This window comes from Desemzia sp. FAM 23988, from assembly GCF_045528365.1.
Taxonomy (GTDB): domain Bacteria; phylum Bacillota; class Bacilli; order Lactobacillales; family Carnobacteriaceae; genus Desemzia.
In genome coordinates this window covers 19,448-40,782 of the sequence record NZ_JBGQQS010000013.1, presented here as the reverse complement: position 1 = coordinate 40,782, position 21,335 = coordinate 19,448, and the positions used below count along the sequence as shown (strand labels likewise).

The 21,335-nt window shown below is 37.5% G+C and carries 19 protein-coding genes and 1 pseudogene; 4 read left to right on the top strand and 16 right to left on the bottom strand.

The features are described from left to right. Positions 1–32 precede the first annotated feature (32 nt). Both ACEN4L_RS08565 and ACEN4L_RS08560 read left to right on the top strand, forming a co-directional pair. Entirely contained in the window at positions 33–257 is a 225-nt protein-coding gene (locus ACEN4L_RS08565) for a DUF2922 domain-containing protein (RefSeq protein WP_407096937.1), read from the top strand. A gap of 144 nt (positions 258–401) precedes the next feature. Next, on the top strand, positions 402–1,484 hold the full coding sequence (locus tag ACEN4L_RS08560) for a peptidoglycan-binding protein (protein WP_407096936.1): 1,083 nt from the start codon (positions 402–404) through the stop codon (positions 1,482–1,484). A gap of 82 nt (positions 1,485–1,566) precedes the next feature. Here the strand turns inward: ACEN4L_RS08560 and ACEN4L_RS08555 are convergent, their stop codons facing one another. The 4 genes from ACEN4L_RS08555 to ACEN4L_RS08540 form a co-directional block, all read right to left on the bottom strand. Beyond that, positions 1,567–2,427: a MurR/RpiR family transcriptional regulator gene (locus ACEN4L_RS08555; RefSeq protein ID WP_407096935.1), complete on the bottom strand. Its 861-nt coding sequence runs from the start codon at positions 2,425–2,427 to the stop codon at positions 1,567–1,569. Positions 2,428–2,560: 133 nt separating this feature from the next. Further along, on the bottom strand, positions 2,561–4,036 hold the full coding sequence (locus tag ACEN4L_RS08550) for a PTS transporter subunit EIIC (protein WP_407096934.1): 1,476 nt from the start codon (positions 4,034–4,036) through the stop codon (positions 2,561–2,563). A 26-nt stretch (positions 4,037–4,062) separates the two neighbouring features. After that, positions 4,063–4,959 carry an N-acetylmuramic acid 6-phosphate etherase gene (gene murQ / locus ACEN4L_RS08545; protein WP_407096933.1) on the bottom strand — a complete coding sequence of 299 codons (897 nt, stop codon included), beginning with the start codon at positions 4,957–4,959 and terminating at the stop codon, positions 4,063–4,065. Positions 4,960–4,977: 18 nt separating this feature from the next. Next, positions 4,978–6,042, bottom strand: a complete 1,065-nt coding sequence (locus tag ACEN4L_RS08540; protein ID WP_407096932.1) for a DUF871 domain-containing protein — start codon at positions 6,040–6,042, stop codon at positions 4,978–4,980. 259 nt (positions 6,043–6,301) lie between these two features. On the opposite strand from ACEN4L_RS08540, the gene ACEN4L_RS08535 reads away from it, so the two are divergent. Next, entirely contained in the window at positions 6,302–6,925 is a 624-nt protein-coding gene (locus ACEN4L_RS08535) for a histidine phosphatase family protein (RefSeq protein ID WP_407096931.1), read from the top strand. Positions 6,926–7,187: 262 nt separating this feature from the next. Next, on the top strand, positions 7,188–7,871 hold the full coding sequence (locus ACEN4L_RS08530) for a deoxynucleoside kinase (RefSeq protein ID WP_407096930.1): 684 nt from the start codon (positions 7,188–7,190) through the stop codon (positions 7,869–7,871). Positions 7,872–8,406: 535 nt separating this feature from the next. Here ACEN4L_RS08530 and ACEN4L_RS08525 read toward each other — a convergent pair. From ACEN4L_RS08525 to ACEN4L_RS08470, 12 genes and pseudogenes are all read right to left on the bottom strand, one after another. Then, a complete protein-coding gene (locus ACEN4L_RS08525; protein WP_407096929.1) occupies positions 8,407–8,958 on the bottom strand; it encodes a dihydrolipoamide dehydrogenase in 552 nt (183 codons plus the stop codon). Between the two features lie 144 nt (positions 8,959–9,102). Then, positions 9,103–9,429: a four-helix bundle copper-binding protein gene (locus tag ACEN4L_RS08520; RefSeq protein ID WP_407096928.1), complete on the bottom strand. Its 327-nt coding sequence runs from the start codon at positions 9,427–9,429 to the stop codon at positions 9,103–9,105. 145 nt (positions 9,430–9,574) lie between these two features. After that, positions 9,575–10,528, bottom strand: a pseudogene (locus ACEN4L_RS08515) (sugar kinase). A gap of 4 nt (positions 10,529–10,532) precedes the next feature. Then, the gene (locus ACEN4L_RS08510; RefSeq protein ID WP_407096927.1) at positions 10,533–11,558 is read right to left on the bottom strand and encodes a LacI family DNA-binding transcriptional regulator; all 1,026 of its coding nucleotides are present in this window, start codon (positions 11,556–11,558) and stop codon (positions 10,533–10,535) included. 207 nt (positions 11,559–11,765) lie between these two features. Then, the gene (locus ACEN4L_RS08505; protein WP_407096926.1) at positions 11,766–12,437 is read right to left on the bottom strand and encodes a YczE/YyaS/YitT family protein; all 672 of its coding nucleotides are present in this window, start codon (positions 12,435–12,437) and stop codon (positions 11,766–11,768) included. Between the two features lie 239 nt (positions 12,438–12,676). Next, complete coding sequence (locus tag ACEN4L_RS08500; protein WP_407096925.1) at positions 12,677–13,408, bottom strand: glycerophosphodiester phosphodiesterase; 732 nt, start codon at positions 13,406–13,408, stop codon at positions 12,677–12,679. 273 nt (positions 13,409–13,681) lie between these two features. After that, the gene (gene gpmA, locus ACEN4L_RS08495) at positions 13,682–14,368 is read right to left on the bottom strand and encodes a 2,3-diphosphoglycerate-dependent phosphoglycerate mutase (RefSeq protein ID WP_407096924.1); all 687 of its coding nucleotides are present in this window, start codon (positions 14,366–14,368) and stop codon (positions 13,682–13,684) included. 163 nt (positions 14,369–14,531) lie between these two features. Beyond that, the gene (locus ACEN4L_RS08490; RefSeq protein WP_407096923.1) at positions 14,532–15,494 is read right to left on the bottom strand and encodes a RimK family alpha-L-glutamate ligase; all 963 of its coding nucleotides are present in this window, start codon (positions 15,492–15,494) and stop codon (positions 14,532–14,534) included. A gap of 28 nt (positions 15,495–15,522) precedes the next feature. Further along, complete coding sequence (locus tag ACEN4L_RS08485; RefSeq protein WP_407096922.1) at positions 15,523–16,785, bottom strand: dicarboxylate/amino acid:cation symporter; 1,263 nt, start codon at positions 16,783–16,785, stop codon at positions 15,523–15,525. 822 nt (positions 16,786–17,607) lie between these two features. Continuing rightward, on the bottom strand, positions 17,608–18,759 hold the full coding sequence (locus ACEN4L_RS08480) for a mannitol-1-phosphate 5-dehydrogenase (RefSeq protein WP_407096921.1): 1,152 nt from the start codon (positions 18,757–18,759) through the stop codon (positions 17,608–17,610). After that, entirely contained in the window at positions 18,760–19,200 is a 441-nt protein-coding gene (locus tag ACEN4L_RS08475) for a PTS sugar transporter subunit IIA (protein ID WP_407096920.1), read from the bottom strand. 18 nt (positions 19,201–19,218) lie between these two features. Then, the gene (locus tag ACEN4L_RS08470) at positions 19,219–21,300 is read right to left on the bottom strand and encodes a BglG family transcription antiterminator (RefSeq protein ID WP_407096919.1); all 2,082 of its coding nucleotides are present in this window, start codon (positions 21,298–21,300) and stop codon (positions 19,219–19,221) included. Positions 21,301–21,335: the final 35 nt, after the last annotated feature.

Below are 21,335 nucleotides of genomic sequence, written 5' to 3'. Positions count from 1 at the left end.
CCAACTCAACTCATTAAAAGGAGGAATAAACAATGACAAAAACATTAGAGCTAAAATTCAGCACCAGTGCTGGTAAAACTAAAACAATGAGTGTGAAAGACCCTATTCTCGATCTATCCCCAGAAACTGCTCAACAAGCTATGGATAAAATCATTCATTTGAATATGTTTGATATAGATGGGGTTAATCCTTACGCGGGAAGACTTTCTGCTCGTTATGTCGAACGTATCTTAACAGATATTTTTGAAACTGAATAATGACCATTTGTTAAAGAAATAATAAGTCCTGAATAAACTCGTCCCTACAACAGGCTGGACCAATCAATATTGGTCTGGTCTTTTGTCTTTAAAAAGCTGCTCTAAGCTGATTTACTTTATTGCTTATATGAACAGGAGGAAATTATGACATATCCCATAGAAAAGCAACTTCTTAATCTCAAACAAAAACCGTTAAAAGACATTCGCTTTATTATCGCCCACGAATCAGGAAACCCAAAAAACACAGGGCCAGACGCTTTAAAAAATGAAATCCAATATATGTCACGTAATGCTAGGGAAGGCGGAGCCTATACAAGTCATTGGGTTGGAGCTGGAGGAAAGATCGTCCAACTGGCTCAGACAAATCTTATGCAATACGGTGCTGGTGCAAATGCCAATCCTTATGCTTACGCTCAAGTTGAACTAGCCCGCACAACGGACAAAGAACAATTTAAAAAAGATTACGCTGCATATATCTGGCTATTGAGAACACTGGCTGCGCAAGCTTCTATCCCTGTAACATTGAATACGGGAAAAACACTTAAAGATAAAGGGATTAAAACTCACCATTGGGTAACCCAACATTTAGGCGGAACCACTCATACAGATCCAGACAATTATTTAGCTGGTTTCGGAATCTCTTTAACTCAGTTTGCCGCTGACGTTGAAAAAAAGACAAAGCCTAAAGAAGAACATATTGTTGATTATCTCACCCATATTGTCAAAAGAGGCGATTCGCTTTGGGGAATAGCAAAAAAATATGCTACTACAATCAGTTGGTTAAAGACTGTCAACCAGCTCCCTTCTGAGGTGATTTATTTAGGTCAGGAATTAAAAATCACCCAACAACAACTGACATTGAATAAAACGCAGATTATCCAACAAATCCAACGGACTGTCGGCACTTCGCCTGACGGTTCAGCCGGGCCTGATACTAAAAAAGCGATTCTTCAATTGTTTCAACGGGCTGTCGGTTTATACCCAAGCGGTATCTGGAGCGGTGAAATATCACAAACGGCTCGTGCTCTTTTACCGAATGACGAAGGTTGGGACGTTTACGCCGTCCAAGCAATGCTTTATTGCAAAGGATATACCAATGTGGGCTCCTTAGATAAAAAATACGGTCCTAAAACAACTGCCGCCATCAATCAATTCCAAAAAGATCACAATCTGAAAAATGACGGCAATTGCGGTCCTAAAACTCAAACAAAACTTTTTAATTATTAAATGTATTAATGTAAAAAGCCAAGAATCAAGGCTTATCCTTGATTCTTGGCTTTTATATTGTATGATTTTTCCAAACGATTCATCAAAAGTCATATTGTTTATATAAATGATTGATCGCTTCTTTTGATTTTTCCAGATTTTCCAAGCTCGATTCATAATAATTGGTGACATAAGCATAAAACAATATATCAATGGCATACATTTGTGTCAATAAAGAAATGGTCGCCCCGCTTCTTAACGGGGGTTCTTGTGCAAAGGCGGTTTTTAAAGCTACATCTGTTTCGTGGCTCAATGTATTTTCTGTATTGCGGGTAAGTGAAACGGTCTTGAGACCGAATGATTTAGCCATTTTAGTTAAGGCAAGTACTTCTCCTTTTTCTCCAGCATTTGAAATCCCCAAAAATAAAGCGTCTTTATCCGAAGCCGCCAATGATGTAGCTAACACATGCTGATCCTGTATAAAAATAACTTTTTTTCCAATACGACTAAACTTCTGTTGAAAATCTTCTGCTACAATACTTGAAGCCCCCAGACCAAAAGGATAAATAACCGAACTACTGTAAAATAATTTAGTAGCACTAAAAACAACCTCATCAGCTAACGTATTGTTGGTTTCTTTGAAGACATGGTTTGTATTGACGAGCAATTTCTTTTTGATTTTAGCCAACTCTTCACCAGGCAGAATATCTGTATATAAATTGTCATTGATTCCTTGCAAATCGGCTGAAAGCTGCAATTTTAATTCTACAAAACCCTTCAGCCCGATCGAGTGGCAGAACCGAATAACTGCTGCTGAACTAGATCCTGCTTTTTGAGCTAGTAATGAAGAATTCATATTAATAATAGAGGCCGGTTCTTGCAAAATCAATTCCGCGATTTTCTTTTCAGACAAAGGTAAAGTACCCTTTTTCTCTTTAATGTTTAATAAGATATTATTTAACATGTGTGTGCTCCTTTTAAGCAATCTTACTTAGGTCAATTTTAGTTGAACAAATCTGACTAAAGGAAAAAGGCACCTAAACTGATCACAGCTAGTTGCCTTTTAGTCTTCCTTTTATAGTATATAGTTTAACTGATTAATAGTCGACTACTGTTTCACCATCAATTTCAGTTGTCGGTAATTCAGTTGGTTCCATAGCTTCTGCAGGTACTCCAAAGAAGTAGGTTGCTAAGAATCCACCAGCATATGCTGCTAATAAACCTAGTACATAAGCCCACCATAATCCATCAGCGATCAACGGAATCAAGGCCACTCCACTTGGTCCAATAGCTGTGGCTCCAACTCCACCGATCAATCCAATGACAGCTCCACCGATTCCTCCACCAATACAAGCTGTAATGAATGGACGACCTAATGGTAATGTTACTGCATAGATCAATGGTTCACCAATTCCTAAGATACCAACTGGTAAAGAGCCTTTGATCATGTTCGTTAATTGTTTGTTTTTTCTGCATTTTGCCCATAATGCGAAGGCTGCTCCAACTTGACCAGCACCAGCCATAGCCAAAATCGGTAATAGCAAAGTAGACCCTTGTGAAGCAATCATTTCAATATGAATTGGCGTCAAGACTTGGTGTAGTCCAAACATAACCATCGGCAAGAACAAAGCCCCTAAGACGAAACCAGCAAATGCTCCACCAACATTTAAGACCCAAGTGATTGCACCTACGAGAGAAGTAGAGACAAAACCAGCGATCGGCATGATCAAGAAGATGGTAATCAATCCGATTACCAGTAAAGAAATCGTCGGAGTCACAATAACATCTAATGAATCCGGAACGACTTTGCGCAAGTTCTTTTCAACGATAGACAATAGCCATACAGCTAAGACGACTCCGATGACCCCGCCTTGTCCCGCTGCTAAAGGTTCACCAGTAAAGATGTTGGGTAATGGAGCTTCTGGAGTCATACCGGTTAAGTAAATGATTCCCCCGACAACTCCTCCAAGTCCTTCCGTAGCTTTAAAGACTTTAGCAGCATTGATACCAATATAAATGTTTAGATACGTAAATAGTCCGTTTTTGATGATATTTAATACTAAGACAATATTTTGCCAAGTTGCTGCATCGATAGCTTCAGCTGTCATCAAGTTTTGGAGTACAGATGCAATCCCGCCAATGATACCAGCTCCAACAAATGCAGGAATCAGTGGTACGAATATATTCGCAATTGATTTTAGAGCACGCTTGAATGGAGTATTATTGCGTTTCTTTTGTTCTGATTTAGTTGCAGCTGCTTTTCGTTCTGCTTCAGCTCTCCCTGAATTTGTGCCTGTAGAATCGACTTCAGCGGGACGCCCTTTTTTCATTTGAGACATTTGGTTCGCTACTTTAGTAACGATTCCAGGGCCTAAAACGATTTGTAGAGTATCGTCTTCTACGACCCCTAATACACCATCTACTTTTTTCAAATTATCGATATCCACTTGATCATAGTCTTTGATATCTAAACGTACACGAGTCATACAGTTGATGACATTCCCAACATTACTCATTCCGCCAACTTGATTGTAGATGTCTTTAGCTAATTTTTCTTCTTTTGCATTTGCCATTCTTTTTTTCCTCCTTTATATGTGTTTTAATCTATTGTTTTTCTAACAAAGCCTTTTGCTTCCGTTAATTTTTGTTGTGCTTCATCTTTTGCAGTGTTCGTTAAAACCATAACAATAGCGACTTTGACTTGTTGGTCAGCAGCCTCAAATGCTTCTGCAGCGACTTCATAAGAACATTCCGCAGCTTGCATAATGATTCGTTTTGAACGTTCTACTAATTTTTCATTAGATGGTTTAACATCTACCATCAGATTTTGGTATACTTTTCCAACGCCGATCATTGAACTGGTAGACAACATGTTCAACACTAACTTTTGCGCTGTTCCAGATTTCAGTCTTGTAGAACCGGTCAAAATTTCTGGTCCTACTTCTACTTCAATCGGCAATTCTGCATACTTGCTGATTTTTGCGTTCTTATTGCATGAAAGTGAGGCTGTAACGGCTCCTACTGCTTTAGCATACGTTAAACCGCCAATGACGTAAGGTGTTCTGCCGCTTGCAGCGATTCCGATAACAATGTCATTTTCATTCAAATCAATAGCTTGCAAATCTTCTTTTCCAAGAGTCTGAGAATCCTCTGCTCCTTCAACTGCTACTGTCATCGCCTTCATTCCACCGGCGATCAATCCTTGTACCATAGTGGGTTCTACACTAAACGTTGGGACACATTCAGCAGCATCCAATACACCTAAACGTCCACTGGTTCCAGCTCCCATATAAATCAGACGTCCGCCTTTTTCAAAACTAGCCACAATCGCTTCAGCTGCTTTTGAAATAGAAGGCAATTCTTTTTCGACTGCCGCAGCTACTTTTTTATCTTCTTCGTTCATTAAGTGCAAGACTTCGCTGGTGGACAGCTCGTCCAAATTCATCGTTTGTTGATTTCTGGTTTCTGTAGTTAATTTATCTAAATTCAATGTCATTCTCCTCTTTTTAACCCTTTAATTCTTTAACTCAAATTGACTACCGGCAACACACCAGTCTAATAATGACAAATCTTCTTTTTTGATTTGAGCTACCACGTTTACTTTCTCATCTGCCGGCAATTCATGGACGACTACTTGAGTTTCTCCCATATAACGTTGGTATCTATTGTTATCTAACGTTACCGCTCCTCTAAATCTGCTGCTTGTTTCATGTGGTTCTATTTCAGTTATCTCTTTAAATCGCGCGTCAGCACTTCTCAACACATCTTTTGCCGGATCCCATCGGTTTTGATGTTTTCCTAAAATACGCTCGAAATACGGCGAGTGATTGATTGGTTCGACATGAAAAAGAATCGTGTCTTCTTGTATATAGTGTTTAAACTGTTCTAACGTTACCGCCGAAATCGTGGGATCCCCTATATAAACAGCATCTACTGCACAATCTTTAAGTGATTCCAATGCTGCTGCTAAAGGGTGCAGTTCTCTATGGTCTTCTAAGGTAGGCAAATGTTGGAAAAGCGGTCCTCTTAGTTCTTCATCTCCAGACACAAATGATGCTACCGTAAAACCGATTTCATTTAGCCACACGTTTTTTTGCTGAAACACTTCTTTTGCTAAGCCGGTTTCTGGCCTTGGATAATAATTGTGCATGGCTGTCATTTTATGGAAATTGGCTCCATACTGGACTAATTCTTCCACATCCTTCTCCGTAATCGTACTAGCATTCAACGCTATGTCCAAACTGTGAGACATAAACGCAATTTCTTGGTTTGTGAATCCATAGTCTACTCTCAACCCCGTAAGACCAATATGTTTCAATTTCTCTAAAGAACTTGCAGAATGTATCGAAATTCCTAATTTTTCTAAGGCACCTTTAGAGATATCCGCAATCAGCTCCATGTCCCATTTTTTGACTAATGATGCTAAATCCGTTAATCTCTGCATGTACTGATCTGCGTCTTCTTCTGGAATATGCAATGACGTAAAAACACTCGTAAACCCTGCTTCTTTCATTTCTTTTAAATATTGTTTTTTATCTTCAGTTAGGTCGATGCCTAAAAATACAGATAATCCAAACATAGCATTCCTCCTTACAGCGTTTTCTTTTTCAACACCATAGTACCACATTGAAATTTTATTTCAACACGTTTTTTTAATTATTTATAGATATACCAATATTTATTAAAATTTATTTAAACCATGATATAACATCAATATAAGTTAGATACCACGTAAAATATGTATTCGTTTTATTTTTTTATTTTATATTCGTTTCGATTTTTAAACTTCACATCAGTGTGTTATGATAAAATTAAATTTCATCACAGGAGGAATCACAATGCCACAACTTTATTTTGTTCGTCATGGAAAAACAGAATATAATCTAGCAGACCGAGTTCAAGGAGGGGATATCGATTCTCCCCTTTTACCAGAAAGCAAGCAAGATGCTATAAAGACTGGACTAGCTTTACAGATGGTAACTATTCCGCGTGTCATTGCCAGCCCGCAACATCGGGCTGTAGAAACGATGGAGTTGATTACCAATCAATTTCAACACCCTTTTTCTGTTCATTTCACAGAAGAATTTCGAGAATTCCGTTACGGTGACTGGGAGGGTGCTTTTATTCCGGAGTTAAGAGAAAATTATCCGGAAATGTTTTATCATTTGCGAGAAAGACCGGAATTATACAACCCCACTTCTATAAAAGGGGAAACCTATAGAGACTTGATCAAACGTGGAACTGATGTAGTTCATAAAGCTTGTACGGCTTTTCCAAATGAAGATATCTTGTTTGTTGGCCATAGCATCACAATCACGTGTACCCTATTGTCATTACTTGGAAAAGAAATAAAAGATCTCCGCTCTGCTCCTCCATTAGACAATACCAGTATTTCAATATTGAATTATGAAAAGGACACCTTCCATTTGGACGCTTGGAATAAAACCAATCATCTTCATTAGTTCACTGAATCAAGCAAAACCACATTCTAATATCGAATGCAGCTTTCCCTGATTTGTCAAATATTCGTAACATTTGCTTCTTGATCCCATCAGCTTTCATTTGTTTCCGTCATCATACAAAACAAAAGTTTCAGAACCACCAAAATCTAATCTTATAGAAGAAAAAAATATGCTATACTATATAAGGGAATTTAAGCAAAGCTGAATTTTTGTTAAATATACGATAAAGACGCCGGTCTTTGTTTAGGAGGATGACCGTTAATTGAAAGGAGATAAAGACGCAGTGATTGTATTGGCAGGAATGATTGGATCAGGAAAAAGTACTTATACCGCTATGATTTCAGAAGCACTGGGAAGCGAAGCTTTTTATGAAAGTGTTGATGATAACCGTATTTTAGAAAAATTTTATGAGGACCCTAAACGTTGGGCCTTCTCATTGCAGATTTATTTTTTGAACACACGTTTCAGAAGTATCAAAGCAGCTTTCCAACACAAAAACAATGTATTGGATCGCTCAATCTATGAAGATGCTTTATTCACTCGTATCAACTATGAAGAAGGAAATATGAGCGAACCTGAAATGGATACTTATCTTGATTTGTTGGATAACATGATGGAAGAATTAGACAGCATGCCTAAGAAGTCTCCTGATTTGTTGATTTATTTACGAGGGTCTTTAGATACTGTTTTAGAACGGATTGAAAAACGCGGTCGTGATTTTGAACAAATTGATAAGAATGCAGGTTTATTAGATTATTACAAACATCTACATGGCCAATACGATGAGTGGTTCAACAGTTACGACAAGAGTGCTACTTTAACGATCGATATCGATCACTACGACTTAGAAAAACCAGAACATGCTGAAGCTATTTTAGATATCGTAAGACAACGCTTAGCAGAAGTACGTGAAGAAGCTGTTTTGGCTTCCAACGGTACAAAATAACTCAGCAAACCTTAAATGATGCTGAACTAAAAAAGTACTACTTTCTCTCTTTTTTGGAGATGAAAGTAGTACTTTTTTATGTAAGTTTAATTTTTTGATCTCACTATTGAGATTATTCTGTTATATTTTTTCAAATTGTTGGCTATGGAGACCAAACAGATTCCTAGTTGGTGATGGTGGCTAGTAAAGGATTAGGTAGATTAGATTGAGACGGTATACTTCATGACTTAACCTTTAGATACCAGCTTTTTGTTAAGTAGAGCCTCAATACTTCACATTCTAACACTGTGATACCAGCTTTTTGTTAGGTAGGCCCAAGTATCCTTCTCTATATCACTTATATACTGACTGGCCCATCAAAATAAACAAGGACCTAAAGGCAAATAATCCAACTTCTTCAGCAAGAATTAAATAAAAAGCAAGATGCATTCCCAAATTTATTGGTTGAAAATTCCAATAATTTTACGAATGCATCTTTTCTAGAGACTTATCGTCTCAGTACCTTTATTATTTCATTCAATTGGCCAGGCTGATGTCAAGAATCTGTCTTCTCTATCCAAACACAACCTAATGTTTGAGAAGCCGGAACAATAGCAGAATATTTGCCGTGATTATCATAGGCTCTAAAGTACAACTTTCTTTCTTTATTGTATCCATATGCGTAAACCAGCAACCAATGATTTTTGTACTTGCTGCCGAATATTTTTGCAGTACCTACTGCCACCGGTATAGGGTCTTCACGGTTAAGCAGTTCCACTACTTTTCGTTCCGAGACGAAACTCATCTTAACGTTTAATTCTGGTATATCTTTTAGCACATAACTCAAACCTAATCGTAGATCCCAAGGAAATGTCCCTTTATAAGGGAAGCGATCATCCACAACCGTTCTCAACCCTGCCAATAATTTTTCTTTAGACAATTCTGCACTGTAATGATGTATGAACGTATCGTCTACTAATGCAGCGCTCACATAAGTCCCACAAATACCGGGTTTTTCTCGATTGATCCATTTTTGATATTTCTTAAATCGTATTGGCTTTAATCCTGTCCATGTTGTAGGGTAAGAAGGCTTTTTTACTTTCTCCATACATATTCCTTTCTTTATCGACCGTTTACCTAAATATACCATATTGATTCCTAAAGTAAAAACGCCTCTTTTAGGCTGAAAACACAAAAAAGTTTATTCACCAGCAGTCCTTGCAGAACGGCCAATGAATAAACTCCTTCTTTTTTATGCTGCATAAGAGCGGCATAGTTCTGCACATTCAAAACAAACTTTCGCACATCTTTGGCAGTGGTCGTGGTCGTGCTTGTCGCATTCTTCTCCGCAAGCTTGGCAAATAGTTGCACAAAGCTGAATCAATTCTTTTGTTAGTACACTTTCACGGGTAACATAAGTAGACACTAGAGCACAAATATCTGCACATTCTCTATCTGTACGTATACAATCCACCATCATTCCCACATGCTCTTCTTCCAAACAGGCATCAAAACACTCATTACATACTTGTTGGCAATCAAAGGCTTTCTGCGCAATTTCTTTCAGTTTCGTATCCATCTCTATCTCTCCTCTTCGTTATGTTTAACCATTTTTAGTATAAAACTCTCGCTAAACAGCTGCAAACAAAACGCTTCCTCCATAGATTAAACACAAATAAGAGCTATCTACATATAGTAGAAAACTCTTATGGATGATAATACTTTTAGTTTTGAGGTCTATTTGCTTCGATATACACTTTTAATTCCTCACGCATTGGCAATCCTTCGTTATCTCCTTGATTCTGCACTTGCAGAGAGCCGATTGCATTAGCACGAACTGCACTGTTTTCCATGTCCAATCCATCTAGGTAACCACTGATGATCCCGACTGCAAATCCATCTCCAGCTCCAACCGTATCAACCACTTCTTTTACTTTAAAGCCTGGGACATTTTTCAATTCTTCCCCTCGTTTTTTAATGAATGCACCCTCTGATCCTGTTTTAATGACGACATATTCCACGCCCATATCTAAATAAAATTGAGCAATGACATCTTTGTCATTGGATCCCGTTAGAATTTTCCCTTCAACAATACCGGGAAGTACAACATTTGCATAACGAGCCATGTTATTCAATACTTTAATCATCGTTTCTTCATTTTTCCATAATGCCGGACGCAAGTTAGGGTCAAAGGTAATAAAAGTCCCTGCTTCTCTTGCTTTTGCCATCAAATGATACACAGCTCCACGAGTGATTCTGTTCACTGCAGGCGGAATTCCCGTAACATGCAGCAACCGAACATCTGTAAAATCAAGATCCATCACGTCTTCTATGGAAAAGTTGGAAAATGAACTGCCTTTGCGGTAATAAGCCGTAACAGGATCTCCTTCTTTCGTTTTGTTTTTCAGCATGATACCAGTATTGCAGTCATCGTCGAAAGTAATATGATCTGTCCCAATGTTCTCGCTTTGAAGATATTTGTAAATGTATTAACCAAATGGATCTTTTCCTAATTTAGTCAGGAAATTAACATCGTATCCTAATCGAGCTAAACCAGTCCCCACATTAACTTCAGCACCTGCGATTCCTTTAGAGAAAGATTTCCCTTCTTCCAGTTCGCCATAATCATTTGCAATAAACATCCCCATTGGTTCTCCAATTAATATTACATCGCTCATACTTTTATTCTCCATCCTTTAATGTTGTAGACTTGCGTATTTTCAATTCTCCTGGCAGTTCTTTGTATACCACAGTGTTCTCTTGTTTTTCTTTATTGATTTTATCAATGAGCAATGCTCCGCTTTCTTTGCCCAATTCATATGAATTTTGGGCGACCGTCGTAATTCCCGGGTTGACAATAGAAGCAGATACAATATCATCGAACCCGCAGATTCCATAATCTTTCCCAATTTGTTTTCCGATTTTATTGATTTCCTTTAAGACATTCATCAATATCAATCCATTTGTCGCAATCAGGACACGTGGTTCTGGAAGTACGAAAAAGTCCTTGATGGCATCCCTTAGTTCTTCCGCATTTTCTTTGTTAGTCGTGTAAGTATTCAGTTGAACTTCCTCATGTTCTTTTAAAACATCCTGTACAGCCTGAAGTCTGTGAAGCTGTACCGTGTTAGATTCAATCGTTGGTGCAAAATAACCAATCGATTTAAATCCTTCTTCAAGTAAATGATGAACTAGCGCTTTACTCAATCCATAATTATTTGATGTGATGCAATCCAGGCTTTTGTCGGAAGTGTTCTTATCCAATAAAACAATCGGAATTTCCTCGTTTTTTAAAGATGTTAAATAGTCTTCGTTCATTCCAACGGTATTTATAACTAATCCGTCTACTTGATTGTCTATAAAACGCTGAATGTGTTTTTGTTCTTGTTCTTTAGATCCGTCTGAGACTGCAATCATCAAGGAATAGTTGAGTTCATTTGCTTGATCAGACAGTCCTTTAATGATGGTGTTGGAAAAAGGATTCTCAATATCTGCTATCACAGCTCCTAACAACATACTCTTTTGTGATTTTAAAGAACGCGCAATATTACTCGGACGATAGTCCAATTCCTTAATGACATTTTCAATCGTCTGTCTTGTGTCTGCAGACATATAATCAAACTTCCCATTTAAATAACGAGAAATCGTTGTTCCACTAACATTCGCTGCTTTAGCAATATCTTTTAACGTGACTTTCTTTTTGGCCATTCGGATACGTCACCTGCTCTTTTAATTTGATTAATTAGTTTATCGGTTTAGTTAACCGGTTTTAGAAATCGTTATCATATAATTAAAGTTTAGTCTTTCCTCTTCCTTTTGTCAATGGCGTTCTTCAAAGAAGCCTAGGAAATGCATTAGTTAGAGTTCGCCCATGCTGGGCGAACGAAAAAAGGCTGAGATCAACTCTCACCCTTTCTAGATAGCTTCTTTAATTGTTTTATCCATTTTAATTTGCTCAATAGGAAAAACTCGATGAAGATTTAAATAAATGAAATTCATCATCGGGGCAAATATGAGGGCTCCGATAATTGTTCCTTCCCGAATAAAAAAAGAACCGTTGAACAACAGTGACAACAGTACGGACGCAACAATGATAAGGACATCTGCTCTTTGTCTTATTTCCCCAAAACTGGCTCTGGTATTTTTACTTAACACCATGCACAGTGATTCTAGTGGAACACTGATAAAATCTAAAGCCGTGCATAAACCAACTCCTAATGCAGCAAATAAATTCCCTAGAACTAAGAAGAGTATATTCATATAGTATTCTTCTAAAGTAATTAAAGGCAGTACAGAATAAATCATGACATTCACTACTTCACCAATCAACAAAGAGAGAGGTATTTGCATCAATTGAAAAAGTTTAAAATCCTTTTTTTGGATGAGCATTTGTACAAAAACAAATGTAACGTTGACCAGAATAGAAACCGTTCCCACTTTAATCGTTGTTAATTCACTAATTCCGCTGTTTAATGCATCAACTGCGGAAACGCCAATAGCTGCTTTAATAGATAAACTTGCGCCAATTCCTATTAACGTAACACCAAACATGACACAAATGATATTGCTCAGGAATTTTTTCGTCACTGCTTTTCCTCCCATTTCTCCATATTAAATAGAACTATACTTAAACTCATCGTCTAATGCAAGAAAGCTTTCGGAAGTTCACTCAATATTCTTTTCTTTAAATGTTTGGAATTATCCAGATCCGCTAGTGCTGCGTTTCGAATCAGGTCTTTTTTCGGATAGAAAAAGACACAATTGTTTTTACGTTTCAAAAAAAAGCAACTGCAAATCTTGCTTTACAGTTGCTTCTACCTAGTTAATTAATACTCATTCAAAACAGCTTTCAATAAATTAGGATAATTGGTGATTATGCTGGTTACTCCAGCTTCAATCAAGGGTCTCATATGCTCCTCTTGATTGACCGTCCAAGTATTGATCTCTAAATGATTGTCTTTAATATTCTCCAGTACTGAAGAATTTTGCAACATAAAAAAACCTGGATGGACACACTCTACTCCTAAGTCACGAGTGTACTTGCCAAAATCAACAATCCAGTCTGCAGACAATAGCCCACATTTAAGTTTAGGATCCAACTCCTTTATTTTTTGGATCGTATAATGGTTAAATGAAGAAAAAAGAATAGAATCTTTCACGTTGTATTTTTGTACCAAATCAACGACTTTTTCTTCGATTCCAGGATACTCGAAAACATTGGTTTTCAATTCAATATTCGTTACTAACTGTTTATCCCTTGCCCACTCTAAATATTCTTCCAAGGTAGGGATGAGTTCTTTTTTAGAAATATTCGTAAATTTGTTTGCTGCATTTAGTTGGCGTATATCATTAAGAGTCATATCTTTTACATAGCCTTTGCCATTTGTCGTCCGATTCACTGTTGTATCATGAATCACTACCAATTCTTGATCTTTTGTTAATTGAATATCCAATTCGATTCCATCGATTCCTATTTCAAAGGCTTTTTGAAAAGCCAGCATGGTGTTTTCTGGGTATTTCCCACTAAAACCACGATGAGCAAAATTTAAAGGTTTCATTTACAATTTTACAACTCCTTCCTATAAACTAGTATAATAAAATTATACTATAACCGCGTTCAAAATTTATTATTCTTGGACAAATGCTTTTTTCAGCATCTCCATAAAATAAATGAATAGCAAGCATAACCCACTTGGTAAGAACATGCGTTTTTTAAATTATTAATAATTCTAGCTAAGTGAGTCGTCGCTAGCTTAATCATCAAAAAACTAAAACCGTATCAATCTCCTCGTATTTTGAGACAGCCTTTTTCCAACTTTTAAAGATTAAAGCTACAGGTAATATTTTTTTACGACCGCTAATTCTTTATCTAATTCATAAATTAACGGTTGTCCTGTCGGTATCTCCAGCTCCATGATGTCTTCATCAGAGATTTCTTCTATATACTTTGCCAATGCCCGCAAAGAATTTCCGTGGGCAGCTACTAAGACTGTTTTTCCATCTAAAATGGCAGGTGCAATTTCATCTTCCCAAAATGGAATGACTCGAGCCAAGGTAGTTTTCAAATTTTCTCCCATAGGAACGATTCGTTTTTGCAAATGAGAGTACCGACGATCGTTTAAAGCGGAATGAGGATCATCCGGTTTTAAAAGCGGCGGCAACGTATCGTAAGAACGACGCCATAGCTGAACTTGATCAGCACCATATTTTTCAGCAGTTGCCGTTTTATTTAGTCCTTGCAACGCTCCATAGTGACGTTCATTTAAACGCCATGTCTTGATTTCCGGTACCCATAATTGATCTGAATCCTCCAACACAATATGACAAGTCTTAATTGCCCGCTTCAAAACAGATGTAAAAGCTAAATCTATTTCAATGCCTGCCTCTTTTAACTTCACCCCTGCTTCATGAGCTTCTTTCAACCCTATTTCACTCAGACCGACATCGACCCAACCGGTGAATTGATTTAGTGCATTCCACTCACTTTGCCCGTGTCGTATAAAAACGATTCTACTCATCATTACCCCTTCTCTCAATAATTGATCTCTATTTTCATTCTAACCCTTAAACGCAAGAAAATGCACATAGAAAGCATTATCTAACGAATAAAGCCTGAACAATCTTTGAGGTTGTTCAGGCTTTTGCTGGATATATGAGATTCAGGACCCGGTTACGGGGATGTTACGCATTTACAGCTGTTGTTTTTCCTAATTCCTGTTTTAAATATTTTGCCAATTCCAACATAGCAAATTTACCCGCTGTTACTTCTGCGTCTGCATTGTAGTTCGTATTGGTATTGACATCATAAGCATAGGTTTGACCATCTTCTGTTTCAATAAACTCAATAGCGGCTACATCAATCCGTTGTTTTTTTAAAAATGCTTCATACAGATTGATTTGCTCTTGTGGCAATCCGTCTTCTTTGATATTGAATTTATTGGGTGTTAACATTTCCGGTTCTTCAGCTGGACACATTTCTGTTCCAATTGGAATTTGGCAATTATCTGCTGGGCAAAGTTCAAAACCATCACTAGAGTCTACTTTGACAGCGTAAAAGAATCTTCCACCAATGAATTCTGAACGAACAATGTGTCCATCAGCTGGACGTATATATTGTTGGATCAAGCTGATTCCATCAATTGAATCCTCAAATTCAGGTCCATACACATAATCTTTCAAATCTTGAATGGTGTACATTAAACGAACCCCTAATCCTTTACCCGCACGATTGTGCTTAATGATAAATGGGAAACGATTCATTTTTTCTGCTGCTTGAATAATATTTTCTTTTCCAACAGCTCCAATAGTTTCTGGAGTAGTAATACCATTTGTTTTTAATGCTAAATGCTGTTTTAATTTGCTGACTTCAAGCTCAATTGCTCCGGTACCATTGATGACGGTAGCTCCAAAACTTTCTAACCAATGCAATAAGTTGTCCGTCAACTCAGGAGCATAACGATGGCCACGAGTGTGCGAAGAAGCACTCATTCGGTTGTAAAAAATGCCTTCTGGTGGAGCGGATTGAATATCTACCATCCCCTCTGATAAATCCCAGTTTTCGTACGGTACGGCTAATTCATCAAGACGAGCCGTCAAATGTCTTGTCCAATCATCATTTTCGTGAATAATGTATACTTTTTTCATGCTAAAACACTCCATTTCCTATTCTCTATTATGCCGATTTAACGGATTTTTTTCTACTTGACAGCTCAGCCACTTTAAGCTGTCCTTCAGTTTTCGCTATCACCACTGGAGCTAATGCATTCCCTACCACATTTAAAGCCGTCCGACCAGCGTTTACAAAGAAATCTATGGAAACCAATAACGCTACCCCTTGAGGAGGCAGGCCTAATTGTGTTGCCGAAGCTAATAAGACAACCACTGCTCCAGAAGGTACAGCGGCAATACTTTTAGTGATGATGGTCAAAAACAACGTCAATACAATAAAATCTGTCCCATTCAATGTTGCTCCATATAAATTGACGACAAACATAACAGCCATACTAGTGTAAACAGCCGCTCCTCCAAGATTGAATGAATACCCTAGAGAAGTAACAAATGAGGCAATAGATTCTGGAACTCCGAATTTTTTAAGACGTTCAATCAAAGAAGGCAAGACAATACTGGAACTTCCTGCTGAAAAAGCCAGCAAAGATAAATCGCTCGTCTCTTTCAATAATGAAAAATACGGCACTTTAAACAACAAACCTACTAAAGGATAAACTACAAAAGCCACTAACGCATAAGCAATGTATGCCCACAACACAAACTGACCTAATGAAAGTAAGTTTCCTACTCCATATGCAGCTACATCATATGCTAAAAAGCCGAATACTCCAATAGGAGCAAGAGCAATCGCATAGTTGACCATTTTAAACATTGCCTTAGACCAAGCATCAAAAAAAGTAATAACTGGTTTAGCTTGTTCGCCAATTGCAACTAACGAGACTCCTAAAAAGACACCGAAGAAAATAATCGGCAATAGATTTCCATCTGCAAAAGCTTGAAATACATTACTGGGGATAATGCCCAATAAAAAAGTTCTGAAATCAATACTGTTTGCTATTCCATTTAACGTTTCCGTACTAACCGAATCTACTAAAAAGCCGCTGCCTACATCGCTCCATAAACCGATCAATAAGGTCATCACAATAAGAGCTGTAGTCACAATAAAAAAGTATCCAAATGATTTCAGAGCTATTCCGCCGAATCGTTTAGCTTTGCTGATCTCCACGATTGCCAAGACGATCAATGGGAAGATCAATGGTACAATCACCATTTGAATCGAGTTCATAAAGATTGTTCCTAAAAATTCTGTTTCCGTTCCTAATTGGGGACTAAAGTACCCTGCTAAAATCCCGATTACCGCTCCTATTAAAACCTGTACCATCAAACCAGGCTTTTTGATTCTTTTGACTTTCTCCAATACACTCACTCCTATTCTTCGAAAATAAAAAAGCACATGAGAAATGGTTATTCTCATGCACCGTTATTCTACCTATTTGGTTTAGCTGAAAAAGAATACAGTTTTCCATTGAAAACCGCATCACTCAATAGTACGTTATTTACATACTATGGATATTTAACAGAAAGAAACCGCATACGATGATAACTGGTGACATGAGTTTTTTGAACAACATGAACAACAACAGTTAAACATCAACATTTGGTTTCCTCCTCTTTGTATAGTATTTTTTGAGTTTTATTTCTAGATCAAGTGCGCACTTAATCGAAACTGAAGTTATCATAACAAACGAAAAAAACTCTGTCAACAGAAATACTCTTTGTACCACGTCATATGCATGAAAAATACTTTCTCTCAAAAATTAAAGTCTTCTTTTTAAAACGTTCTCTTAATAAGTAGGGGCGGCTCTATGGGGTGAAATTTCCTCCGGAATGGACGGGTTTGCTTGCGGAAAGCCATGGGACCGTCTGGAGCCTGCAGTCTTCAGACTTTCAAGCTTCAAACGAGTCACAGCTTAAAAAGCGTGTCTAAGTATTTCGGGAAGTTCAAAGAAAGCAGGTCTTTCTCATAATGAAGACCGAAGTCTTCCACTTCACTCAGCAGATAGAAAATCTCATTCATGTCGCCCACCTCCGCATTTTTCTTTTAGCATACCAGAGACGAGAGGATTCGTAATTCTATTTTTTATTTAAATTTTTTCATGCGTATGACGTGTCTTTTTACGACCAGACCGCAATAGTTGCTGTCGATATATCAAAAGGGAGTATCCCATTTTGATATACGCCCTTCCCTTTATCTTTTTTCTAAACTCTCATACTCGGCAACTATTTTTGAAATGAGCTCTTCATCCGTTAATTTCGTCACATGGCGAACCACTTCAGCAACCGTATTTTCCGCAAATAGTTGGCTTAATTCTTGACTTTCTTCATCATTCTCATCGCGGTAACAAAAAGCTTTCGCTACTGTCTGGATCAATGCCTCTACATTTAATTGACGTTCATAGGCTTCACGAATCGGTTTTATGAATCGTTCATCATACCCTAGTTTTCGAATAGGCGTTCTGCCTACTCGGCTAATGTCATCCGAAATAAAAGGGTTTTTGAAACGGCTTAAAATTTTGTCCATGTATTGTTGGTGCTCTGTTGCATCAAAGTTCCATTTTTGGATCATCAATGCTCCTGTTTCGTTCAGTACACTCTTCACATCTTGTAAGACGGCTTCATCTCTCAAAGCCTCATCAATCATGTGATACCCGGCATATTTCCCATTGTAGGCTGTAGCAGCATGACCTGTGTTTACTGTAAGCAATTTTCGCTCGATGAAAGGATTTAAATCTTTGACATAATGAACCCCCTCAATCTGTAACGCTGTATTTTTCAATTCCTCACTGTCAACTACCCATTCTTTATAAGGTTCGACAGTAACGCTTAATACATCCTCATGAGTCTGAGCTGGAACGATCCGGTCAACGGCAGCATTTGGAAATCCAATGTAACTCTCCATATAACTTAGATCTTCTTCTGTTAAGTGCTTAGTCACTTCTTCTTTTAAAAAGCTGCTGCCCCCTATCATATTCTCACAGGCAATGATATCCAATGGTTGTGTACTGTTGCTCTTTTTTCTTTGTTGAATTCCTTGAGCAATCAAAGGTGCGATATACGGCAGAACTTTCGGACCAATGGCCGTAGTAACAAGATCTATTTCGCCAAATAAATCAACAACTTCTTCAGGATTTGTTCCATTATTGATACCATAAACTTTATCAATTTTCACTGTTGATTTTTCTTCTTCAGCCAAATGAATCGTGTAGGAATTATGTTGGTTCAACGCATCAATAATGTCTTTATTCACATCTACAAAAGCAACGGTAAATCCGTTTTGATTTAAAATTTCTCCAATAAACCCTCGTCCAATATTACCTCCACCAAAATGTATAGCTTTCATTTAATCGATTCCTCCCAACAACTGAACGATTTCACTTTCCGATTTCGCATCAGCCAGTTTCACTACATTCTCAATTTCTGAGCAGTACACTGCAATTTGAGATAAGATATCCAAATGTTCATCACCGACTCCAGCAATTCCAAAAACGATGGTCACTAATTTATCTTCATCTGGTTTTCCAAAATTGACTCCATTTGGAATTTGTACTACAGAGATCCCAGATTTTTTGATGGATTCTTTTGATCCATCTGTTCCGTGAGGGATCGCAATAAAGTTGCCCATATAGGTAGAAACGGTTTGTTCTCTTTCCAACATAGAGTCAATATAGCTTTCTTCAACATATCCTCCTTGTACCAGTAATTTCCCTGCTGCTTTAATCGCCTCATCCTTGCTTTCAACTGTCTGATTTAATAACACGTTCGTTTCGTTTAAAATACTCATCTACTATTCTCCTATTCACTAAGCTTTTATTTTTTCTAAATACAAATGATTTAAAAATTGACTGATCAATTCTTTTGAGCCTGAATTAAATAATTCCATATTGACGGAACTTTCTACAATCGCTGCACTGATCGCCCCTAATATATCTTGCGTTTTTTTACTTAATGGATCGGGACCCAGCATCATCAACACACGTTTCATCTGAAGATTCTTCTTATCCATAGCCTGAATTTGGAAGGGATGCGATAATTCAAAAATAGCAAAATAAGGTTTCAGGACCGCTTCATCAATACAATGAAACAACGCCATATTGGTGCTAGGCAATCCAATAGGTGCTAGTACCATTCGTTTGACTAATTTTTCTTTTACCTCTCTAGTATTTGATACGATCTCCCCTTCAAGCCTCTGGCACATTAAGGTTAGAGAATCCTCTATATTTGAGGGATTATTGATAAGAATCAAATCAAAATTCTCTAGAACAGTATTCACTTCAGACAATTTTTCGAAGAAATCTTTAAAATCATTCTCTTCTGCATGATTATGGGAATACAATTGGTCTTGCATTTCCTTTTTATTTTTCTTCTCTGCTAATATTTGTCGGGTGTACAACTTGATACTCTTCACCTCATCATCCATTAGAAGAGGCGTGACCACTTTATACTCCGTCTCAAAACCTTGAAGAAATACTGTCGAAAGAATCAAATCGTATTCTTCGTAATGCACATTGCTCAATTGCGAGATTTGGGAAATTTCGATCTCTGTAATTTCAGGAATGTGCTTCTTCAACCGGCTTTCCAAGATTTTGGCTGTGCCAACCCCGCTTGAGCAAATAACAAGTACGGACAACGATTGAGTACGTGGATTTCGTTCATAAGCAGACGCAAAATGGATAACGATATAGACTACTTCATTCGACAAAAATTTCGTACTTGGAAAAATGGTTTTTAAATTGTTTTGTACCGAAAAACTGATTTCTTCATACTCCTCAAAAATCTTATTGAGCAACGGATTATTGCTTTCTGGCATAGGAGCTTGTGCTCTATTTAATGCTGCAGATACGTGCTGCAGCAAATCCTGATATAGAGTCTCATCCAGATAAAAATCCCAACCCAGATCTTTTGAAACCAGCCGAATCAATTCACGAACTTTATACCCTAGATTGACATCAAAATCTTCATAAAATTCATTTTTTAGAGGAATGTTCAGCCCCTGAATCTGCAGAGCTAAAAACTCCTTTTCTTCTATGGGTAAGGTTTCCAAATGATAAACCAATTGGATATTTTCCATAATTTTGGTTGCCATCATTTGACTTTTTTTACTATGGGCTATCGTCTTTGGTGTATTTAATTGAATCTCATCCAGCAACAGCCCCAGTTTCATTCGTGTAATAGAAATACACAATAGAATGACCAAACGTTGAAATTGAGTATCCGTCACTTCTTCGGTATTGAATCCCGCTATCTCTTTCAATGCCTTATAAGCATATTCAAGATCTTCAGGATTTAATTCATCCAGAAAAGGGTTATGAATGTTTTTCCACCGTTCTTGTTTTAATTGATTGCTTCGATCAAACAATTGAAAAAAATCGTATTCGTTGATTTCACTGGTAATCAGCCCGCTGATGATCAAACGCCGGTTACTTTCAGAAGCTTCAGCTATGATTCCTTTTGCTTTTCGCCTGTTGATTCTAATTTGGTACTCGTTAAATACTTCTTCAATAGAGACTAAATCTGACTGAATCGTTCCCACGCTGACATTTAAATCGATGGCAAGAGACTCCATTTTGACCTCTTCTTTTTCCATCAATAATGTGATGATCAATTTGCTTTGCCTTTGTTGGACTGACAGTTCTTCTAGGGGAGAGCTGACTTGTTCTTTTAGTTTTTCTAAAAAAACATCTTTCCCGATCAGACGATACCCTTTCGTATCTCGAGTCAACTTTATTTGGAACTGAGCTAACGCACTTTCCATACTGGAAATGACTCTATAAGTGGTACGATTGCTGACAGATAATTGTTCACTCAAATAATCGATCGTCACACCATTTGGTTGTTCCAAAAATATATTTACCAATTTCTTTTCTCGATTAGATAGATACAATTTCCTCCTCCTCTCTGGAAAAAAATTTCTCATTA